Origin of the sequence: Mycolicibacterium iranicum (genome assembly GCF_014190915.1) — a bacterium.
In the GTDB taxonomy this organism is placed as follows: Bacteria; Actinomycetota; Actinomycetes; order Mycobacteriales; family Mycobacteriaceae; genus Mycobacterium; species Mycobacterium iranicum_B.
Window position 1 is genome coordinate 202,160 of record NZ_JACHVU010000008.1, and the last position, 20,222, is coordinate 222,381.

Annotated in this window: 18 protein-coding genes; 14 read left to right on the forward strand and 4 right to left on the reverse strand. The window is 71.9% G+C overall.

What is annotated here, in order from left to right:
* Together FHR72_RS18245 and FHR72_RS18250 are read left to right on the forward strand one after the other, a co-directional pair.
* A complete protein-coding gene (locus FHR72_RS18245; protein ID WP_183470643.1) occupies nt 1-1,119 on the forward strand; it encodes a glycosyltransferase family 2 protein in 1,119 nt (372 codons plus the stop codon).
* Nucleotides 1,116-2,660 (forward strand): phytoene desaturase family protein, encoded by a 1,545-nt coding sequence (locus FHR72_RS18250; protein ID WP_183470646.1) that lies wholly within the window; start codon nt 1,116-1,118, stop codon nt 2,658-2,660. Before FHR72_RS18245 ends, FHR72_RS18250 begins: the two co-directional genes overlap by 4 nt.
* Here FHR72_RS18250 and FHR72_RS18255 read toward each other — a convergent pair.
* A complete protein-coding gene (locus tag FHR72_RS18255; RefSeq protein ID WP_183470648.1) occupies nt 2,569-3,312 on the reverse strand; it encodes a CDP-alcohol phosphatidyltransferase family protein in 744 nt (247 codons plus the stop codon). The two genes, FHR72_RS18250 and FHR72_RS18255, sit on opposite strands and share 92 nt — an antisense overlap.
* A gap of 24 nt (nt 3,313-3,336) precedes the next feature.
* Between FHR72_RS18255 and FHR72_RS18260 the strand changes: the two genes are divergently transcribed.
* From FHR72_RS18260 to FHR72_RS18275, 4 genes are read left to right on the forward strand one after another with little or no spacing between them, the layout of a single operon-like run.
* Complete coding sequence (locus FHR72_RS18260; RefSeq protein WP_183470650.1) at nt 3,337-4,140, forward strand: YhjD/YihY/BrkB family envelope integrity protein; 804 nt, start codon at nt 3,337-3,339, stop codon at nt 4,138-4,140.
* Between the two features lie 54 nt (nt 4,141-4,194).
* Complete coding sequence (locus FHR72_RS18265; protein ID WP_183470652.1) at nt 4,195-5,847, forward strand: N-6 DNA methylase; 1,653 nt, start codon at nt 4,195-4,197, stop codon at nt 5,845-5,847.
* Entirely contained in the window at nt 5,837-6,829 is a 993-nt protein-coding gene (locus tag FHR72_RS18270) for a hypothetical protein (RefSeq protein ID WP_183470654.1), read from the forward strand. The genes FHR72_RS18265 and FHR72_RS18270 overlap by 11 nt, the downstream gene beginning before the upstream one ends.
* Nucleotides 6,830-6,841: 12 nt before the next feature.
* Nucleotides 6,842-7,750: a phosphatase PAP2 family protein gene (locus FHR72_RS18275; protein WP_183470656.1), complete on the forward strand. Its 909-nt coding sequence runs from the start codon at nt 6,842-6,844 to the stop codon at nt 7,748-7,750.
* A gap of 6 nt (nt 7,751-7,756) precedes the next feature.
* Here FHR72_RS18275 and FHR72_RS26575 read toward each other — a convergent pair whose 3' ends face one another.
* Nucleotides 7,757-7,885, reverse strand: a complete 129-nt coding sequence (locus FHR72_RS26575; protein WP_260156089.1) for a hypothetical protein — start codon at nt 7,883-7,885, stop codon at nt 7,757-7,759.
* A gap of 12 nt (nt 7,886-7,897) precedes the next feature.
* Nucleotides 7,898-8,884: an LLM class F420-dependent oxidoreductase gene (locus tag FHR72_RS18280; protein ID WP_183470658.1), complete on the reverse strand. Its 987-nt coding sequence runs from the start codon at nt 8,882-8,884 to the stop codon at nt 7,898-7,900.
* A 106-nt stretch (nt 8,885-8,990) separates the two neighbouring features.
* Here FHR72_RS18280 and FHR72_RS18285 point away from each other — a divergent pair, with 106 nt between their 5' ends.
* From FHR72_RS18285 to FHR72_RS18315, 7 genes are all read left to right on the forward strand, one after another.
* The gene (locus FHR72_RS18285) at nt 8,991-11,717 is read left to right on the forward strand and encodes a helix-turn-helix transcriptional regulator (RefSeq protein ID WP_311736190.1); all 2,727 of its coding nucleotides are present in this window, start codon (nt 8,991-8,993) and stop codon (nt 11,715-11,717) included.
* An 82-nt stretch (nt 11,718-11,799) separates the two neighbouring features.
* Complete coding sequence (locus tag FHR72_RS18290) at nt 11,800-12,870, forward strand: NAD(P)-dependent alcohol dehydrogenase (RefSeq protein ID WP_183470662.1); 1,071 nt, start codon at nt 11,800-11,802, stop codon at nt 12,868-12,870.
* A 78-nt stretch (nt 12,871-12,948) separates the two neighbouring features.
* Nucleotides 12,949-14,136, forward strand: coding sequence for a DUF7847 domain-containing protein (locus FHR72_RS18295; protein WP_183470664.1), 1,188 nt, complete (start codon nt 12,949-12,951; stop codon nt 14,134-14,136).
* Between the two features lies 1 nt (nt 14,137).
* On the forward strand, nt 14,138-14,788 hold the full coding sequence (locus FHR72_RS18300; protein ID WP_183470666.1) for a DUF4129 domain-containing protein: 651 nt from the start codon (nt 14,138-14,140) through the stop codon (nt 14,786-14,788).
* Nucleotides 14,785-15,930, forward strand: a complete 1,146-nt coding sequence (locus tag FHR72_RS18305) for a DUF4350 domain-containing protein (protein WP_183470667.1) — start codon at nt 14,785-14,787, stop codon at nt 15,928-15,930. The genes FHR72_RS18300 and FHR72_RS18305 overlap by 4 nt, the downstream gene beginning before the upstream one ends.
* Before the next feature lie 38 nt (nt 15,931-15,968).
* A complete protein-coding gene (locus tag FHR72_RS18310) occupies nt 15,969-16,889 on the forward strand; it encodes an AAA family ATPase (RefSeq protein WP_221193935.1) in 921 nt (306 codons plus the stop codon).
* A gap of 10 nt (nt 16,890-16,899) precedes the next feature.
* Nucleotides 16,900-18,249: a DUF58 domain-containing protein gene (locus tag FHR72_RS18315; protein WP_183470669.1), complete on the forward strand. Its 1,350-nt coding sequence runs from the start codon at nt 16,900-16,902 to the stop codon at nt 18,247-18,249.
* 55 nt (nt 18,250-18,304) lie between these two features.
* On the opposite strand, the gene FHR72_RS18320 is transcribed toward FHR72_RS18315, so the two are convergent.
* On the reverse strand, nt 18,305-19,297 hold the full coding sequence (locus FHR72_RS18320) for a stage II sporulation protein M (RefSeq protein ID WP_183470670.1): 993 nt from the start codon (nt 19,295-19,297) through the stop codon (nt 18,305-18,307).
* A 28-nt stretch (nt 19,298-19,325) separates the two neighbouring features.
* On the opposite strand from FHR72_RS18320, the gene FHR72_RS18325 reads away from it, so the two are divergent.
* Nucleotides 19,326-20,186: an RDD family protein gene (locus FHR72_RS18325; RefSeq protein ID WP_183470671.1), complete on the forward strand. Its 861-nt coding sequence runs from the start codon at nt 19,326-19,328 to the stop codon at nt 20,184-20,186.
* The last annotated feature ends 36 nt before the right edge of the window (nt 20,187-20,222 follow it).

Here is a 20,222-nt window from a genome sequence, read left to right on the forward strand (position 1 = left end):
ATGCCCGGCGCCCGCCCGACCGAGATCCTGCGCATCGTGATCGCCGCAGGGTCGGCGCTCGCGTGTGCGGGCACGGCGCACCAGATGGTCAACCAGAGGCTGCTACGCCGCCCGCCCTGCGATCCGCCGCCCGTGCGCACCCCGGTGTCAGTGCTGATCCCGGCGCGCGACGAGGCACACCGCATCGCGCCGACCATCCGGTCGGTGCTCGCGCAGCGTGGCCTGGCGAATGCCGAGGTCCTGGTTCTCGATGACAACTCCTCCGACGGTACCGCCGCAGCCGTCGAGGCCGCCGCCGCCGGCGATCCGCGGCTGCGGATCCTGACGGGGTCTGCGCTGCCGCCGGGCGCACTGGGCAAGCCGCACGCGTGCGCGCAGCTGGCCGCGCAAGCCCGCGGCGAGGTCCTGGTCTTCGTCGACGCCGACGTCGTCCTGGCCCCGCACGCCGTGGCCGCCGCGGTGGCCGTCATGCGGGGGCCCGACCCGCTCGATCTGCTCAGCCCGTGGCCGCGTCAGGTCGCCGACGACGTCGTGGGCCGGTTGATCCAGCCGCTACAGGCGTGGTCGTGGCTGACGACGCTGCCGCTGCGGGTCGCCGAGAGGTCCCGGCGGCCTTCGATGGTGGCCGCCAACGGCCAGTTCCTGCTCGTGGAGGCCGCCGCGCTGGCCCGGGCCGGCGGCTGGCAGGCCGTTTCGACGGCCGTGCTCGACGACATCGGCCTGGCCAGGGCGGTCAGGAACTCTGGCGGACGCACCGGGCTCGCCGACGGGTCGGCACTGGCGACCTGCCACATGTACCGGAACGGACGTGAGCTTTTCGACGGGTACCGCAAATCGCTGTGGGCGGCGTTCGGGTCCCCCGCCGGCGCGGTGGCGGTCGGCGCCGCGCTCGCGGTCGTCTACGTGCTGCCCGCGGCGGCGATGCTGGCCGGATCCCGCATCGGCGCGGTCGGCTACCTGGCGGCCGTCGCGGGTCGGGTGCAGGCGTCGCGCTGGTCGGGCCGGCCGTGGGACACCGTCGCCCACCCCGCCTCGATCGTCGCGCTGCTCGGTCTTCTCGCCGCGTCCTGGGTGGGGCGGTGGCGGGGTTCCCTGCAGTGGAAGGGTCGCCCGCTGTGAGTGCGGTCGTGGTGATCGGGGCCGGTCTGGGCGGGCTGGCCGCCGCGGCGCGGCTCGCGTCGGCCGGCCACCGCGTGACCGTGTTCGAGAGCTCCGGCGAGGTCGGCGGGAAGCTCGGGGTGCGCGAACGCGACGGGTTCACCTTCGACACCGGGCCGTCGCTGCTGACGATCCCGGCCGTGCTGGAGCAGTTGTTCCGCGACACCGGCGGCCCGGGTGAGCTGACGCTGACCCCGGTGGACCCCGCGTTCGCCTACGTCTTCGCCGACGGCACCGAGCTGACGCTGCCCCACGACCCCCACCACATCCCGGCCGCACTCGACGCGGCCCTGGGTGCCGGGTCGGGCGAGGCGTGGCAGCGGCTGCACTCACGGTCGCGGCGGCTCTGGGAGCTGGTCGGCGAGCCGGTGCTGCGCAGGCCGGTGTCACTGCCGGCGCTGGCGAAGATGAGCGTCCGGCCCGCCGACCTGCGGGCGGTGGCGCCGTGGATGACGATCGACCGGCTGGGCCGGCGCCTGCTGCCCGACCCGCGGATGCGGATGTGGCTCAACCGGTACGCCACGTATTCGGGTTCGGATCCGCGGCGCACCCCGGCGGTGCTGGCGGTGACGTCGTTCGTGGAACAGGAGTACGGCGCCTGGTACGTGGCCGGTGGGCTGCGGCGCATCGTCGACGCAGTCGCGCGCCGGTGCGAGGACCTGGGCGTGGTGATCCACACCGGCGCCCGGGTCGAGGAGGTGCTGGTCGCCGACCGTCGCGTCCGCGGCGTCCGCGTCGCGGACCGCGAGGTGCTTGCCGACGCGGTGGTGTGCAACGCCGATGCGGCTGCGCTGTACGACGGGCTGCTTCCGCCGTCGGCCGCGGGGTCGGCGCGGCGGCGGGTGCGCCGCACGCCGAAGTCGATGGCGGGTTTCGTTCTGTTGCTGGGCCTTTCGGGTCGCGAGCCGGGCACCGCACACCGCGTCTACTTCCCGGCCGACTACACCGCCGAGTTCGACGCGATCTTCGGCCGCAGGCCCCGGCCGGTGCCCGACCCGACGATCTACGTCCACGCCCCCGACGACCCGCTGCTGCGCCCCGACGACGACTCCGAAGGCTGGTTCCTGATGGTCAACGCCCCGGCGCACGACCCCGCCCGCGGCGTCGACTGGGATGCGCCCGGCCTGAAGGAGAGCTACACCCGCCACGTGCTGGGCGTGCTGGCGGCCCGCGGCGTCGACGTCGCCGACCGCGTGCGTTTCGTCGAGACGCTGACACCGGCGGATCTGCAGCGGCGCACCGGCGCACCGGGCGGCGCGATCTACGGCACCGCGTCGCACGGCCCGCGCGCCGCGCTGCGGCGACCGGCCAACCGGGGCGTCGTTCCCGGGCTCTACCTCGTCGGCGGGTCCGCCCACCCCGGCGGCGGCATCCCGCTGGTGCTGATGTCGGCCGAGATCGTCGCCGGTCTCATCGGTCCGGCGGGAACGCCGGCGGGATCGTCCGCCGGACGCCGGCGACCAGCTGCCCCATCCCGACCAGCCCCACCACGGTCCAGGTGACGGTCAGCGCCGTGGCCCAGCCCCACCCCAGCAGCGGCATACCCGCCGGGACGGCCGCCGTGCCGAACGCGGCCATCGCCACCAGAATCAGCCGCGTGGGTCGTTCGGCGACGGTGACCGCACCGACGCCCGGCATCCCCACCGACTGCGCCCGAGCGCGGAGGTACTCCATCACGAAGAGCAACGCCAGCGCGGCCAGCACCCAGGGCAGCGCCGCCCCGAGCGCCACCAGGATCGCGCCCAGCACCAGGTCACCGAGGCGGTCGGCGACCGCGTCGACGACCGCGCCGAGGGGCCGGGCGCGCCCGGTGCGCAGCGCGACCGCGCCGTCCAGTCCGTCGATCACGCCCGCCGCGATCACCAGCACGCCAGTGAGCGCCGGCCAGCCGGGTCCGACCGTCACCGCCCACCCTGCAACCAGCGTCAGCACCCCCAGCGCCGACAGCACGTCCGGCCGGATGCGCAGCACGGGCCCGGCGGCCAGCGCCCAGATCATCCGCAGCCAGCCACGCACCACCGGGGACGGCTGCACGCCGCCGTGCAGGGCGGACCACCCGGAGTCGTCGGCCCTGTCGCCAGCCCCGTCCTCGGCCCTGTCGCCGCCCCTGCCGGCAGCCCCGTCCTCGGGGCCGCCGCCGGCGTCCGATGTCATGACCTCAGCCTGCCAGGCCGCCCGATGAACCGGATCCGCACGCTGACCTCGGCCGTGGGGCGCACCTTCCCGGTCAGCGATCTGGCGCTCTGGGCAGCCGGCGCGACGTACTTCGGCGTCATCGGGGTGGTCCCCCTGGCGCTGGTGTCGTTGTGGGCGGTGGGCCGGCTCGTCGGACAGGACACGGTCGTCACCGCGATGAACGCCGCGATCGGCGGGCTGCCGGACGGGCACGGCACACCCGAGGCACTGCGCACGCTGACCTCGGTGGCGCTGTCGATGTCGTGGACGCAGGCGCTGGTCGTGCTGTTCCCGGCCAGCCTGTACGGGGAGGGGCTGCGCCGCGCGTTCGTCCAGATGACGGCGGCCAAGGACAAGCTGACGGGCTGGCGCGGCCGCGCGGGCCTGCTCGGCGTCGCGGCCGTCGCGCCCTTCCTGGTCCTGGCCGTGCTGGCGTCGGCGTCCTATGTCGGGCCGCTCTACACGGCGGGCGGATGGTCGCTGGCGTGGGGCATCGTCGTCGCGTTCCACGTCGTGTGGATCGCGGTGTCGACGGCGCTGCTGGGCGTGTTCGGGCTCATCGGCCCCGGGAAGCTCCAGCTGCGGGCGCTGGTGGCGGGCGCGTTCGGCACCGGCGCGATCCTCGCCGGATTCCTGCAGGGGTTCCTGCTGTTCCTGGCGATCCCGATTCCGTGGTCGGCGCCGTTCGGCGGACTGCCGATCGTGGGGGCGGTGACGGCGCTGGCGCTGTGGCTGTTCGTGCTGCACATCCTGGTGCTCTGCGGGTTCCGCATCACGGTGGTGCTCGACGAGGCGATGCGCACCTAGGGCCACCCGGCGGGTCAGCCCGGCGCTGTCGGTGCCCTGCGGCACCATAGCGGCATGCTCCCGGGTGACCACGGTGATACGGCTGCGCTGCGCAAGGCGCGCGGCGCGTTCTTCACCCCGGCACCGGTGGCACGCTTCCTCGCCGACTGGGCGGTGCGCGATCCACGGCACGCCGTGCTCGAACCCTCCTGTGGCGAAGCTGTTTTCCTGCACGAGGTCGGCCGCCGCGGGGATCACGAGGGTGCGCTCGTCGGGGTCGAGATCCATCCCGGGTCGGCGGCGGCGTCCGAGCGGAGCCTGCGCGCGACGGGCATCGACGCGACCATCCATGCCCGGGACTTCTTCTCCCACGCCGAGTTCGGCGCCTACGACGCGGTCGTCGGCAACCCGCCCTACGTCCGCTATCAGGACTTCGCGGGCGAGTCGCGGGCCCGCGCCCGGGAGGCGGCGCTGCGCGCGGGGGTGACACTGTCCAACCTGGCCTCGTCCTGGGCGGCGTTCACCGTGCACTCCGCGCTGCACCTGCGGCCGGGCGGGCGGCTCGGGCTGGTCCTGCCCGCCGAGCTGCTGAGCGTCAACTACGCCGCCGGGGTGCGCCAGTTCCTGATGGACCACTTCGACTCGGTGGGCCTGGTCCTGTTCGACGAGCGCGTGTTCCCCGGCGTCCTGGAGGAGGTCGTGCTGCTGCTCGCCGACGGCTTCGCTCCGGCGGGGGGCGGCGGTGCGGCGCACATGCAGCTGACCCAGGTGCGTGACGCCGCCGCGCTGGACCGCAAGACGGCGCAGCGTCAGTGGACGCCGCCTGCGAACGGCGCCAAGTGGTCGGCGGGGCTGATGTCGGCCGCGGGACTCTCGGCGTTCGAGGCGGCCGTCTCCGGTGACGCGTTCACGTTCCTCGAGACGTGGGGGGACACCACCCTGGGCATGGTGACCGGCAGCAACCGGTTCTTCACGCTCTCGCCGGCCAAGGTCGACGCGCTCGGCCTCGCCCCGACCGACCTCCTTTCGCTCTCGCCACCGGGGTCGCGTCACCTGCGGGGGCTCGGGCTCACCCCGCAGGCGCTGCACGCGCTCGGGGAGGCGGGCCGATCCACGTACCTGTTCCGCCCGGCCGGGGACCCGTCGGCGCCGGGGTGGCACTACATCCGCTCCGGGGAGGACCTCGACGTCCATCAGGCCTACAAGTGCCGCGTCCGCACGCCGTGGTGGCGGGTGCCGTACCTGCGTCCGGCCGACCTGTTCCTGACGTACATGAACGCCGACACCCCGCGGCTGAGCGCCAACCGCGCCCGCGCGCACCATCTGAACTCGGTGCACGGGGTGTATCTGCGCGACCACCTCCGCCGGGACGGCATGGACCTGCTACCGCTGGCCTCACTGAACTCGGTGACCCTGCTGGGTGCCGAGACGGTGGGCCGCGCCTACGGTGGGGGGATGCTGAAGATCGAGCCGCGGGAAGCCGACGTCCTGCCGGTACCCGCCCCGGAGCTGGTGCGCGCCAACGCCGACCGGTTGCGCGCAGCGCGGCCCGCGGTGGCCGCCCGGCTGCGGGCGGGCCGGCTGCTCGACGCGGTGGCCCTCGTCGACGAGGCGCTGCTGATCGCCACGTCCAGCCTCACCGAGCCCCAGCTGGGGGCCATCCGCCGCGACCACGCCGGCCTCACCGCCCGCCGCGTCGCACGGGGAAAAGTCCACGGTGGCAGCTAAACCAAGCTCGAAATCGCTCGCGTGGCCGATGTTCGACGCGATCGTCACCGAGTCCCCCTTCCGCGACGTCAACCCGTGGCACACCGACGGAACGTTCTCCCCGGACTACCCCGCGCTGCGCCGGCTGCTGGCCGTGCCGATCCTGCTGGGTGCCGAAAGCCGTTCCGGCGTACCGGCACTGGCGCTCGACGTGTGGGTGGCCTACGAACTGCGGCGGGCCGGGCTGGATCCCGACGCGGTGTGGCCGCGCGCCGAGGCGCCGCGTGTCATCGACCGCGACGTGCTGAGCTTCGTGAAGTCGATTCCGAAGTCGGCGGGCCGCAACGAGCTCATGGAGCGGCTGCGCACCGGCGCCTCGACCGGCGGCGTGGGTTCGGCGTCGGCCAACATCGCCGGGAAGAACTACTTCAAGCAGGTCGACGTCATCATGTCGTCCTGGCAGACCGGGCCCGAGCTGCTCATCTCGACCAAGCGGATGGATTCGTCGTTCGGCAAGAACGCCGCCAACCGGGTCGAGGAGTCCTACGGCGACGCCAAGAACCTCGCCCTGCGCCATCCGCTGGCCGCGCTGGGGTTCATGTACTCCCTGCGGTCCACGGCCTACACCGAGGAGCGCAGGCAGTTCGACTGGATCGTCGACCTGCTGATCAAACTCGGCCGTGAGGACGACGCGTACGACGCCTGCGCGCTCGTCGTCCCCGAATGGGAGGGCGACGCGCCCCCGGATCCGGTGCAGGAACCCGACGACGCCATCCTCGAGCTGTTCGACGTGGACATCGAAGACGTCAGCGACGAGCCGGCGCCGACCGACATCCGGGCGCAGCTGGCGGCTCTGCCCGAGGTCACGCTGCGCACCGATCTGGTGCCCGACGAGCTGAGCCCGGCGCGATTCTTCGCGCGGATGCTCACGATCGTGCTGGACAACTCGAACATCACTCAGCACGAGGAGGCGCGGCTGCGGCGCCGCCAGGCCGTCGGCTAGGGTCAGGCACTCGTGCACACCGACCTCGACGAGACCGACCGCCGGCTCCGTCACGCGCGCCGCCGGTGGACCGTCATCGCGATCTGCGCATCGCTGTTCCTCGTGGCGGTCTACATCCTCGCCGTCCGCACCACCACCGGCCAAGCAGTCGAGAACGCCGCCCTCAACGGCGCGGAACAGGTGGGGCCCAGAGCATTTCTGGCGGCGCGCAAGGCGCTGAGCACCATCACCTACACGTCACTGGCGCTGGCGACCGCGCTGGTCGGCACCATCGGCCTGCTGCGGCGCCAGGTCCATCTCGCGGTCGCCGCGATGGTCGTGATCCTCGGCAGCCAGGCCGTCACCCAGATCTTGAAATATGTTGTGCTGCAACGCCCGGAGTTGCTCACCACCGACGAATACCTCGAGAACACCCTGCCCAGCGGGCACACCACGGCGGCGATGTCGGTGCTGTTCGCCACTTTGATCGTGATGCCCTACCGGTTTCGCGGCGTAGCGATGTTCTTCGCGCTGACGTGGGCGGTCGGGATCGGCGCCTACACGGTCATCGCCCGCTGGCACCGATTGTCCGACACGCTGGCCGCCGATGCGGTGACCCTCGTCGTCGCCTGTGTCGCAGCGCATTTCCTCGCCCGCACCGGCCGGATCCGCGCCGTCGAGTCACCCGGGGCGGCTCGGTTCACCCTGCGGACGGTGTTCGTCTCAGCGGTGACCCTGGTCGGTTTCGTCAGCAGCGTGCTGGGCGCCACGGCGCTGGTGGCCGCCCTCGATCAGGACATCGACGAGGACGTGGAGTGGGCACTGTTCCTCAGCGCGCAGTGGCTGGCCGCCGCGGGCTCGATCTTTGCCGCACTGCTGTTCTGGTGGACCTGGCACCGGCTGGAGACCAAGCGGCGCGGCGATCCGGCCACCGTGCGCTAGCCGGGCTCAGGCCGTCGGCTCCTCGGTGTTCTTGTCGACGTCGGGCGTCTCGGTGTCGGGATCCTTCTCGGCACCTTCGCCCTTCGACGCGGTCGAACCGTCCTCGTCGTCATAAATTCCTTGGCCACGGGTCATGGAACACGCCTCCTAGTGCGATGCCGAGCGGAGCTTGTCGAGCAGCGGCGTCGCTGCCTCTTTCAAGAATGCGTCCTGGGTGTCGCCACCCACCTGGACGAGGGCGATGTCGGTGAATCCGGCCTCCCAGTACTCGCGGACCGCTTCGACGATCGCGTCGAGGTCGGGGCCGCACGGAATCGACTCGGCGACATCGTCCTTGCGGACGAACTGCGTCGCGCCGTCGAAGCCCGCGGTGGTCGGCAGGTCGGCGTTGACCGCCCAGCCGCCGGCGAACCAGCGGAACTGGTCGTGGGCCCGTTCGATGGCCGCATCCCGGTCGGGGTCCCAGCAGATCGGGATCTGCCCGATCACCCGGACGTCGCCGGACAGCCCGGTGCCGCGACGCGCGTCATGCCAGGAGTCGACGAGGTCCTTGTTGGGTTCGACGGCGATCAGGTGGTCGGCCAGCGGGGCGAACTGCTCGACCGAGCGGTCACCGGACACCGCCGCCGCGATCGGGACGGGCACCTCCGGCACATCCCACAGCCGCGCCGAATCCACCTCGAAGTACTCGCCTTTCCAGTCGACCATGTCGCCGGTCTGCAGCTCACGGATGATCTGGATGGCTTCCTTGAGCATGTCCTGGCGGCGGGCGACCGTCGGCCATCCCTTGCCGACGACGTGCTCGTTGAGGTTCTCCCCGCTGCCCAGACCGAGGGTGAACCGGCCGTCGGCGAGGATCTGCAGGGTCGCGGCCTTCTGCGCGACGATCGCCGGGTGGTAGCGCACCGTCGGGCACGTCACATAGGTCATCAGCTCCACCCGCTCGGTGGCGTGCGCGACGGCCCCGAGCACCGACCAGGCATACGGCGCGTGGCCCTGCGAGGACAGCCACGGGAAGTAGTGGTCGCTGGAGACTTCGAAGTCGAACCCGACCTGTTCAGCCGATACCGCATAGCTGACAAGATCTTTCGGTCCGCTCTGCTCGGTCATCAGGGTGTAGCCGAAACGCGTCATGGGCGGGGGATACCCGAGGTTCCCGGCACAAAACGAGCACCGACCTGACCTGGCCGGATACCGTCTTTGCGACGAACCCCGCCCATCGCCCACGCCAGGAGGCCCGGTGGAGCTGATCGGTCGCACCGCCGAACTCAGCGCCCTGCGCGCAGTGCTCACAGCGGTGCGCGAAGGGCGCAGCGGGGCGCTGGTGCTGTGCGGTGAGGCGGGCATCGGCAAGACGGCCCTGCTCGACGAACTCGCCCGTCAGGCTCCGGACTGCCGGGTGGTGCGCATCGCCGGCGTGGAGTCCGAGATGGATTTCGCCCACGCGGGACTACACCAGCTGTGCACAGCGCTGCCCGAGGGGATGGCCGACATCCCGGCGCCCCAGTCCGACGCCCTGCTGACGGCTCTCGGGCGACGGGCGGGCGCCACCCCGGACCCGTTCCTCGTTGGGCTCGCCGTCCTGGGCCTGATGTCCGAAACCGCGCACCGCGATCCACTGCTCCTGCTCATCGACGATTATCAGTGGCTCGACCGGGCGTCGCGTCGGGCGATGGCGTTCGCCGCCCGTCGCCTCGGACGAGAAAGCGCCGGCGTGGTGTTCGCAAGCAGGACGGTCGGCGAGGACCTGCGGGGGCTCCCTGAGTTGGCGGTGGGCGCTCTGCGCGAGAACGACGCGCACATGCTGCTGACCCGCAGTGTCGACGGACCCCTCGACGCCCGCGTCCGCGACCGGATCGTCGCGGAGGCGCGCGGCAACCCGTTGGCGCTGCTGGAACTGCCCCGCGCGCTGGGCCGGGGTGGACTGGAAGGCGGATTCGGGACGCCGGGCGCCCCGGCGACGCACAGCCTGGAGGGCTCGATCCGCACGCAGCTGACCGCGTTGCCACCGGCCACCCGCCGCCTGCTCGCTCTGGCCGCGGCCGATCCCGTCGGCGACCCGACCCTGCTGTGGCGCGCCGCCGACCTGCTGGGCCTCGGGGCCGTAGAAGTCGTACCGGCCGTGGAGGCCGGACTGGCCGAAATCGGCAGCCGCGTCGCGTTCCGGCATCCGCTGATCCGTTCGACGGCCTACCGCAGTGTGCCGCTGTCGGATCGGCAGTCCATCCACGGTGCGCTGGCGGCCGTCACCTCCGTCGACCACGACCCGGACAGGCGCGCCTGGCATCTCGGGCACGCGGCCCTCGGCCCGGACGAATCGGTGGCCGACGAACTCGAGCGATCCGCCGACCGCGTCCGGGCCCGGGGTGGGATGACTGCCGCAGGCGCCTTCCTCCAGCGGGCCGCAGAGCTCACGGTCGACCCGTCCCGCCGCTGTGACCGCGCCCTCGCCGCGGCGGCGATCAGGGCCCAGGCCGGCACGCTCGACGCGGCGCGGGATCTGCTTCGTGTGGCGGATGCCTGCGCGCACACCGAGCTGCAGCGTGCTCGGGCCGACCTGGTCCGAGCGCAGCTGGCTTTCCTCAGCAGCCACGGCAACACCGCGGGACCACTACTGCTCGCCGCGGCCCGCCGGCTCGAGACCGTCGATCCGGCGCTGGCCCGCGAGACCTACCTCGACGCGATGTCCGCAGCGCTGTTCGCCGGACGGCTCGCCGTGGACGCCACCCTGTTGGAGGTGTCGAAGGCCGCGGTCGCGGTGCCCCGCGGGCCGGCCCCGGCCAGCCCCTCGGACCTGTTGCTCGACGGGCTGGCCCGCCAGCACTGCGACGGCTTCACGGCGGGGTTGCCGGTACTGCGGGATGCGCTGCAGCAGTGGGGTCGGGGCATGCCGTTCGAGCATGAGCTCCGGTGGATGTTGCTGGCCTGCTTCGCATCCACCCGGGTCTGGGACATCGACAGGCACGCGTCGTTGTCGGTGCGCTACCTGCAGCTGGTCCGTGACGCCGGGGCGGTCAGCCATCTTCCGCTGGCGTTGAGCAGCCGCTTCCTGCCCCTGCTCTACGCCGGGAACTTCGTCGAGGCGGCCCAGGTCTGCGAGGAGATGCGCGAGGCGATCGACGCGATGGGCCAGAACGTGAGTCCGTACAGCGCCGTGGTGCTGGCCGCATGGCGCGGCAGGGCGGACGAGCTCGCTCAGATCGCCGACGCCGCCGGCGAGGACGCGGTGCGACGCGGGGAAGGCCACGGCATCACCGTGATCGCCTGGGCACGGGCGGTTCTCGCCAACGCCGTCGGCGACTACGCGGACGCGCACACCGCTGCGCTCGACGCGTCGTCGTATCCCGGCGACGGCGGTGCGTCCTGGTGGGCGTTGCCCGAACTGGTCGAAGCCGCGTCCCGGCTCGGTGACGAGGCCACCGCGGCGGCGGCGCACAATCGGCTCGCCGAGGTGACCACCCCCAGCGGCACCGATTGGGCGCTCGGCCACCAGGCGCGCTGCCGCGCCCTGGTGACTGCCGGGGATGCGGCCGAGCCGCACTACCGCGATGCCATCGCCAGGTCCACCAGGGCGGGGTTGAGGCCGGACGCGGCTCGCTCGCGCCTGCTGTACGGCGAATGGCTACGGCGTCGCCGCCGCCGGGTGGACGCGCGCACCGAGCTGCGCGCGGCACTGGCGTCCTTCGAGTCGATCGGTATGGAGGCGTTCGCCGAACGCGCCCGGCGGGAGCTGCGGGCCACCGGCGAGACGGCGCGCCGCCGCATCGACACCCCGGCCGGCACGCTGACCGCCCGCGAGGCGCAGATCGCACGGCTGGCCGCCGAAGGCCTGTCCAACCCGGAGATCGGCGCGCGGCTGTTCATCAGTGCCCGCACCGTGCAGTTCCACCTCGGCAAGGTGTTCGCCAAGCTCGGCATCCGTTCGCGCAGCCAGCTCGAGTCGATCCACCTCGGCGCGGCCACGTAATCCGACTGGCCGGTGGCCGATGCGAGAACCATCGCCGCCTCGTCACGATCCCTCTGACGCTTCCAGACCAGAGGAGTTCCCGATGAAGATGCGCGCCGCCCGCATGTACGGCTACAAGCAGCCATTGCGCCTCGAAGAGATCGACGTTCCCAGTCCCGGCCCGGAGGAGGTGCTCGTCCGGGTCGGCGGGGCGGGCATGTGCCGCACCGACTTCCAGCTCATCGACGGCTATTTCGACACGGGCCTTTCGATGGACTTCCCGATCACGCCGGGACACGAGGTGGCCGGATGGGTCGACGGGCTGGGCGCCGCGGTCCCCCGTTCGGCCGGCCTGTCCGAGGGCGACCAGGTGGTGGTGTTCGGCAGCTGGGGCGACGGCGCGTGCCGGCAGTGCCACGAAGGCAACGAGCAACTGTGCGCCCACGGGGTCTGGGCCGGGTTCGGCCGGCACGGTGGCTACCAGGAGTACCTGCCGGTCAATTACCGCTATCTCATCAAGATGCCGGGCCGCGGCGGGCTGTCCCCGGACAATCTGGCACCGCTGACCGACGCCGGCCTCACGCCGTACCGGGGGCTCAAGAAGCTGCGCGACGCCGGCCACCTTGGGCCCGGTCGCACCGTTGCGGTCGTGGGCATCGGTGGCCTGGGCAGTTACGCGACGCAGTACGCCGCGCTGCTCGGCGGCGGCGCGCAGGTCGTCGCGTTCGCCCGAAGCGACGAGAAGCTGACGATCGCCAGGGACAACGGGGCCGATCACGTCATCAACGTCCGTGACAAAGACAGTTCAGCGGTCCGGTCGGAGCTCGAATCCCTCACTGGGCGTGCCGAATTGGACGCGGTCATCGACTGCGCCGGTTCCGAGGAGTCGATCCGTCTGGCGTTCGCGCTGCTGGGGGCCGAGGGCGCCGTCGTCTCCGTGGGCCTGATCGGGAACAGGATCGACGTGCCGCTGTTCCCGCTGGTGGCGCGTGAATACACGTACTTCGGGTCGTTCTGGGGCAACTACAACGACCTGACCGAGGTGCTCGCCCTGGCCGAAGCGGGCAGGATCAGGCATTCCGTCACGAGGGTCCGCTTCGACGACGTCAACGAGACCCTCGACGCCATCGCGCGCGGAGACGTGCTGGGCCGCGCCGTCATCGTCTACGACTGAGCGGTTCCGCGACTCCCGCCCTCCTGCCGGTGGCAGGCGACGTTGTCAATTCCGCCGGCGATCGACAGGATGGTGATCATGACCTACCACCCGGGCGGCTACGGTCCGGCGGGGGCGCCTCCCCCTGGCCCGGTACCCACCGGCTATCCGCCGCCGGGATGTCCCCCGCCCGGTTATGGCCCTCCGCCCGGGTACGGCCCCCCGCCCGGTTACGGACCACCGCCGGGTTACGGACCGCCGCAGTACGCCACCGGCTACGGCGCTCCGTGGCCGCCGCACGGGCCACCGCCGGTCGTCAAACTGGGTGTGGTGCCCCTGCGGCCGTTGACGCTCTCGGACATCTTCAACGGGGCTGTCGCCTACGTCCGCGCGAATCCGAAAGCCACGCTGGGTCTGACCACGATCGTCGTCGTCGCCACCCAGATCATCTCCCTGGTGTTGACGGTGTGGCCGGTGGCGTTCACCGGCGACCTCATCTCGCTCTTCGACGCCGACGAGTCCTCCGCCGGGATCGTCATCAGCTGGGTCGCGACGGTGGCCGCCGGCGGCCTCGCGACGGCGCTGGCCACGACGCTGCTGAGCGGGCTTCTGACCGTGATCGTGGGTCGCTCGGTGTTCGGTGCCGGCATCACCATCGGGGAAGCCTGGGTCCGCCTCAAGCCCCGGATATGGGCGCTGCTCGGGTACACCGTCCTGGAGACGCTCGCGTTCGTCCTGCTGTTCGGCGTGGCCGGCGTCCTGGTGGTGGCCGCCGTCGCCGCTACGGACGGGGCCGCTGCGTTCTTCTTCGCGGCGCCCGTCGTGTTGGCCGCCGTCCTCGTCGCGGTCTGGCTGGCGGTCATGCTCACGTTCGCGCCGGTGATCATCGTGCTGGAGCGCCGCGACATCGTCACCGCGGTCAAACGGTCGTTCGCGTTGATCAAGGGCGACTTCTGGCGGGTGTTCGGAATCTGGTTGCTCGCCTACGTCGTCGCACAGTTCATCGCCGGGGCGGTGTCGATCCCGTTCACGATCGGCGGCGAGGTCGCGATGGCGGCCTCGGTCTCGGACGCCTCGACCGTGCTCTCGCTCGTCCTGACCTCCGTCGGGGCCGCCATCGGCGCGATCATCACCGGACCGTTCACCGCCGGTGTCTCCGTCCTGCAGTACACCGACCGCCGCATCCGTGCGGAGGCGTTCGACCTGGTGCTGCAGACCGGCGCCGCGGCCGGCCCGTACGCGCCGCCGACCACCACCGACGACCTCTGGCTGACCGGCCCGCGGTGACGTGTCGACAGTAGACATCGGCCGCGACGCCGCGCAGGACGCCGCCCGGGCAGAACTCGCGAAGTCCATCTATCCCAAGCCGTCGGCGATGGACATGCTCTCGGACTGGTTCCAGGAGCTGCTGTACCGCCTCACCGCCGGCGCCTCGAAGTTCCCCGGCGGCTGGCTCACGGTGTCGGTCCTCGTGATCCTGCTGGCCGTGGCGACCGTCGTCGCCGTGCGCATCGCACGCCGGGCCATGCGCAGCAGCCGCAGCGAGGACGTGCCCCTGTTCGGCGACCACCTGCTCAGCGCGGCCGAACACCGCGCCGCCGCCGAACGCTGTGCGGCCTCCGGGGATTGGGCTCCGGCGATCCGGCACCGGCTGCGCGCCATCGCACGACAGCTGGAGGAGAACGGCATCCTCGACCCCGTTCCCTGCCGTACCGCGACCGAGCTCGCCCGCAGCGCCGGCAGAGCGCTGCCGGCGCTCGTCGCCGAACTGGGCACCGCGGCAGAGACATTCAACGAGGTCACCTACGGCGAGCGGCCCGGCACCGAGGCCCGATACCGGATGGTCGCCGACCTCGACGGCAGGATCGGCACCCGGCCCGCCACCGCCCCGGGGGCCGATGCGCCGGCAGCGACGCAGCCGTGGGCCGAGGTGCGATGACGGCATCGACAGCGGTCGGGCCCACCCTCTCCCAGCGGTGGCGCGGGCTGCGCTGGGTCCTGCTGGCACTCGCGGTCATCGTCGCGGTCGCCGTGGTGTCGACCCTGCTCACCTCGCCTCGTGACGGAGGCAGGCTCGATCCGGCCTCCACCTCGGCCGACGGTGCGCATGCTCTGGTGGCCCTGCTTCGCGACCGCGGTGTCACCGTCGTCGAGGCAGGCTCTGTCGCCGACGTCGAGCGGGAGGCCGCCGACGGCACGCTGCTCGTCGTCGGACAGACGTTCCACCTGTACGACGACGATGTCCTGCAACGCCTTTCGCGGGTACCCGGCGACCGGCTGGTGATCGCTCCGATCGGACGTACCCGGGAGGCGCTCGCGCCGGAACTCGCGCGCGGGGAGACCACGGAGTACACCGGGCTCGATCCGGACTGCGACCTTCGGGAGGCGCGACAGGCCGGCACCGTCCAATTCGACGTCGCCGAGACGTACGAGGCGAAGGGTTCGGTGCCGGTGACCCGCTGCTATGACGGCGCCCTCGCCCGCTACACCGACGACGGCCGCACGGTGACCGTGGTGGGCAGCGACGCCTTCGTGATGAATTCGGGCCTGACGAAGGAAGGCAACGCCGCACTGGCGATGAACCTCGCCGGCACGCACCCGCAGATGATCTGGTACGCGCCGCAGCGGGACGAGGGCGGCGAAAACAGCGGTGCCGCAACGTTCACCGACCTGATCCCGGTCCAGGTGTACTGGATGGTCCTGCAGCTGGCGCTCGGGGTCGCGCTGCTGGCGTGGTGGCGCGGACGGCGCGTCGGCCCGCTGGTCAGCGAACAGCTGCCGGTGGTGGTCCGCGCGTCGGAGACCGTGGAGGGGCGAGGCCGGCTGTACCGGTCGCACCGCGCGAGAGACGTTGCGGCCGAGTCGTTGCGCACATCGGCACGCCTGCGGATGCTGCCCCGGCTGGGCCTCAACCAGGCCGCGTCCCCGGCGGCCGTGATCCAGGCCGTCACCGCTCGGGCCGGCCTGGACGGCCAGGCCGTCGCCCATACCCTGTACGGAACGCCACCGGCCACCGACGCCGATCTGGTGAACCTCGCCCGTGCACTCGACGACATCGAAAGGCAGGTCGCACAGTCGTGACAGAGCCCACCCACCATGAGGGTGCCCGCAACGCACTGATGGCCCTCCGCGCCGAGATCGCCAAAGTGGTGGTCGGCCAGGACGCCGTCGTGAGCGGGCTCGTGGTCGCCCTACTGTGTCGTGGCCACGTGCTGCTCGAAGGTGTTCCGGGAGTAGCGAAGACGCTGCTGGTGCGCACCCTGGCCGCCGCGTTGCAGCTCGAGTTCAAGCGGGTGCAGTTCACCCCTGACCTGATGCCCGGCGACGTGACCGGGTCGCTGGTCTACGACGCGCGCACCGCCGAGTTCGAGTTCCGCGCCGGGCCGGTGTTCACGAACCTGATGCTGGCCGACGAGATCAACCGCACGCCACCCAAGACGCAGGCCGCCCTGCTGGAGGCGATGGAGGAGCGTCAGGTCAGCGTCGACGGCCAGCCGCGCGCCCTGCCGGACCCGTTCATCGTCGCGGCCACGCAGAACCCGATCGAATACGAGGGCACCTACCAGCTTCCCGAGGCGCAGCTCGACAGGTTCCTGCTCAAGCTCACGGTGCCGCTGCCGCCGCGCGATCAGGAGATCGCGATCCTGAATCGCCATGCGCACGGCTTCGATCCGCGCGACCTGTCGTTCGTCAGGCCGGTGGCCGGACCCGCCGAGCTGGCCGCGGGCCGGGAGGCGGTGCGGCAGGTGATCGTCGCCGACGAAGTGCTCGGCTACATCGTCGACATCGTCGGTGCGACCCGTCATTCGCCGTCGCTCCAGCTGGGGGTGTCGCCACGCGGCGCGACGGCGCTGCTGTCGACGGCCCGCTCGTGGGCGTGGCTGTCCGGACGCGGTTACGTGACCCCCGACGACGTCAAGGCGATGGCCAGGCCGACGCTGCGCCACCGGGTCGCCCTGCGTCCGGAGGCCGAACTCGAAGGCGCCACGGCCGACGGGGTGATCGAAGGCATCCTGTCCGCGGTGCCCGTGCCGCGATAGTCGAGCGGCGGTGGTTCTCACAGGTCGGGTCGGGCTGATCGCGCTGCTGTGCGCGCTGCCGGTCCTGTTCTCCCCCTTTCCCGCAGCGACTTTCGTGGTGCTGGCGGGCCTTCTCGCGCTGGCGGTGGCGGCCGATGTCGCGCTGGCCGGGAGTCCACGCGCGCTGAGGTTGACCCGCGGCGGCCCGACCTGGGCGCGGCTCGGTCAGCCTGTGACCGCCGAGTTGACGGTCGAGAACACGGCCCGGGCACGGTTCCGCGGCGTCGTCCGCGACGCATGGGCGCCGAGCGCGCGCGCCCAACCACGCACGCACGCGGTGAACATCGTTGGCGGGCAACGTCTTCAGCTGGGGACGACGCTCCAACCGGTGCGTCGCGGCGATCAGAACTCGGCGCTGGTGACGGCACGGTCGATCGGTCCGCTCGGGCTGGCCGGCAGGCAGGGTTCTCACCGGGTGCCGTGGCAGATCCGCATCCTGCCCCCGTTCCTGTCGCGCAAGCATCTACCGTCCCGGCTCGCGCGGCTGCGGGAACTGGAAGGCATGACGCCGGTGCTGATCCGCGGACAGGGTACCGAATTCGACTCTCTGCGTGAGTATGTCGTCGGTGATGATGTCCGGTCCATCGACTGGCGGGCGACAGCGCGGCGCGCCGACGTGGTGGTGCGCACCTGGCGGCCCGAACGCGACCGCCGGGTGCTCATCGTGCTCGACACCGGACGCACGTCGGCGGGACGGGTCGGGGTGGACCCGACGCGGGCCCGATTGCCGGCTTCGCCGGCGGAAGCAGACCCCGGCGGGTGGCCGCGCCTCGACTGGTCGATGGATGCGGCGTTGCTGTTGGGCGCACTCGCTGCGAGGGCCGGCGATCATGTCGACTTCCTGGCCCACGACCGCGAGACGCGCGCCGCGGTGGTCAACGCCTCGCGCACCGAGCTGCTGGCCCAATTGGTCGCTGCCATGGCTCCTTTGGAGCCGTCGCTGGTCGAATCGGATGCCCGGTCGATGGTCGCGGCGGTGCAGCGCCGGGTGCGGCGGCAGGCTCTGGTGGTCCTGCTGACCGACCTCAACGCCTCGGCGATCGACGAGGGTCTGCTGTCGGTGCTCCCGCAGTTGACGGCCAGGCACCGGGTGATCGTCGCGGCGGTGGCCGACCCGCGGGTGGACACCCTCGCGGCCGGCCGGGCCGACGCGGTCGAGGTGTACGACGCCGCGGCCGCGGAGCGGGCCCGCAACGACCGCCGCGGCGTGGCCTCGCTGTTGCGCGGCATGGGCGTCGAGGTGGTCGACTCCCCACCTGAGGAACTCGCCCCGGACCTCGCCGACCACTACCTCGCGATGAAAGCCGCGGGCCGCCTCTAGACCCCGCGCGGTCTGGCCCAAGCGCTCAGAAGCCGCCCACCACTAAGCCGAGCGGTCAGCCGGTCGGGACCACGTCGGGGGCGTTCTCGATGTCGCCGGTCTGACCCGCGGCCACCGCGCGGCGCCCGAAGTAGACGACATAGCCCAGGAATGCCGCGAGCGCGGCGACACCGATCGCGACCCTCGCGAAGGTCGGCAGCGAGGACGGCGTCACGAAGCCCTCGATCGCGCCGGCCGCCAGCAGCACCGCGACCAGACCGATGGCCACCGAGATGACGGCACGCCCCCGCTCGGCCAGCACCTGCGCGCGGGGCCGGTCACCCGGGGACACCACCGACCAGCCCAGACGCATGCCGACGCCGGCCGCCACGAACACGGCCGTCAGCTCGATCAACCCGTGCGGGGTGATGAGCCCGAGGAACACATCGCCACGACCGGCCTCGAACATCAGCCCGGCGTTGACGCCGAGGTTCGCCGCGTTCTGAAACAGGATGTACGGGATGGGGATTCCGAGCAGCACCGCCATCGCGATGCACTGCGCAGCCACCCACGCGTTGTTCACCCACACCTGTAACGCGAACGACGCGGCCGGATGCTCGCTGTAATAGTTCGCGAACTCGTGGTTGACGAGCTGCTCGATCTCGCCGGGCGTGCCGATCGCCGCCTGCACCTCCGGTGTGTGCGCGATCCACACCGCGATCACGGCCGCGACGAGGTAGAACAGCACGCCCGACGCGACCCACCACCGCCAGGCCCGGTAGACCTCGACCGGGAACGACACCGTCCAGAAACGCGCGAACTCCCGCCACAGCGGAGCATGGGCGCCGGTGACGACGGCGCGCGCCCGTGCGACGAGCCCCGAGAGCTTGCCCACCAGCACCGCATCCGACGACGAGGACCGCACGATCGACAGATGGGTCGACACCCGCTGGTAGAGATCGACCAGTTCGTCGACCTCGGCGCCGGTGAGCCTCCGGCGGTTCTTCACCAGGTGTTCGAGGCGGTCCCAGGTCGGCCTGTTCGCCAGGACAAACGCGTCGACATCCACAGCCGAGATTTTAGTAGCGTGGCCAACTATGGTCGGCCAGCAACAGCCCGTCGTGACCGGCGACGCGGTAGTCCTCGACATCCAGATCGCCCAGCTGCCGGTCCGAGCCCTGTCGGCCTTGATCGACGTCGCCGTCGTGGCCGCCGTCTACGTCATCGGCGTGCTGCTGTGGGCGGTGACGCTGACGGACCTCGACCCCGCGTTCTCCGGCGCCGTCCTGATCATCTTCACGGTGCTCGCCCTGGTGGGCTATCCGACGATCTTCGAGACGGCCACCCGCGGCAAGACCCTGGGCAAGATGGCGCTGGGTCTGCGGGTGGTGTCCGAGGACGGCAGCCCGGAACGCTTCCGGCAGGCCCTGCTGCGGGGACTCACCGGCGTGATCGAGCTCTGGCTGCTGACCGGCGGCCCCGCGGTGCTGTGCAGCCTGCTGTCCCAGAAGGGCAAACGGATCGGGGACGTCTTCGCCGGAACGGTCGTGATCACCGAGCGGGCACCCCGCCAGGCGCCACCGCCGGCGATGCCGCCGCAGCTGGCGTGGTGGGCATCCACCCTGCAGCTGTCCGGACTCGACCCCGCCCAGGCCGAGATGTCTCGCCAGTTCCTGTCTCGGGCACATCAATTGGCGCCTGAGATCCGTGACCAGATGGCGTACCGGATCGCCTCGGACGTCGTGGCCCGGATCTCCCCACCGCCGCCGACCGGAACGCCGCCGGCGACCGTGCTGGCCGCCGTTCTCGCAGAACGCCACCGCCGGGAGCTGGTCCGCCTGCAGCAGCTCGCGGCGGCACCTCCCCCTCCTCCCGGACCGCCCCCTCCCGGCTGGTCCGCTCCAGCTCAGCAGCCCCCGCCGCAACCTGCCGGCGGCGGCTTCGCTCCGCCGTCCTGAGCTTCGCTCTGAGCGCCGCGTTCACCCGCGCCTACG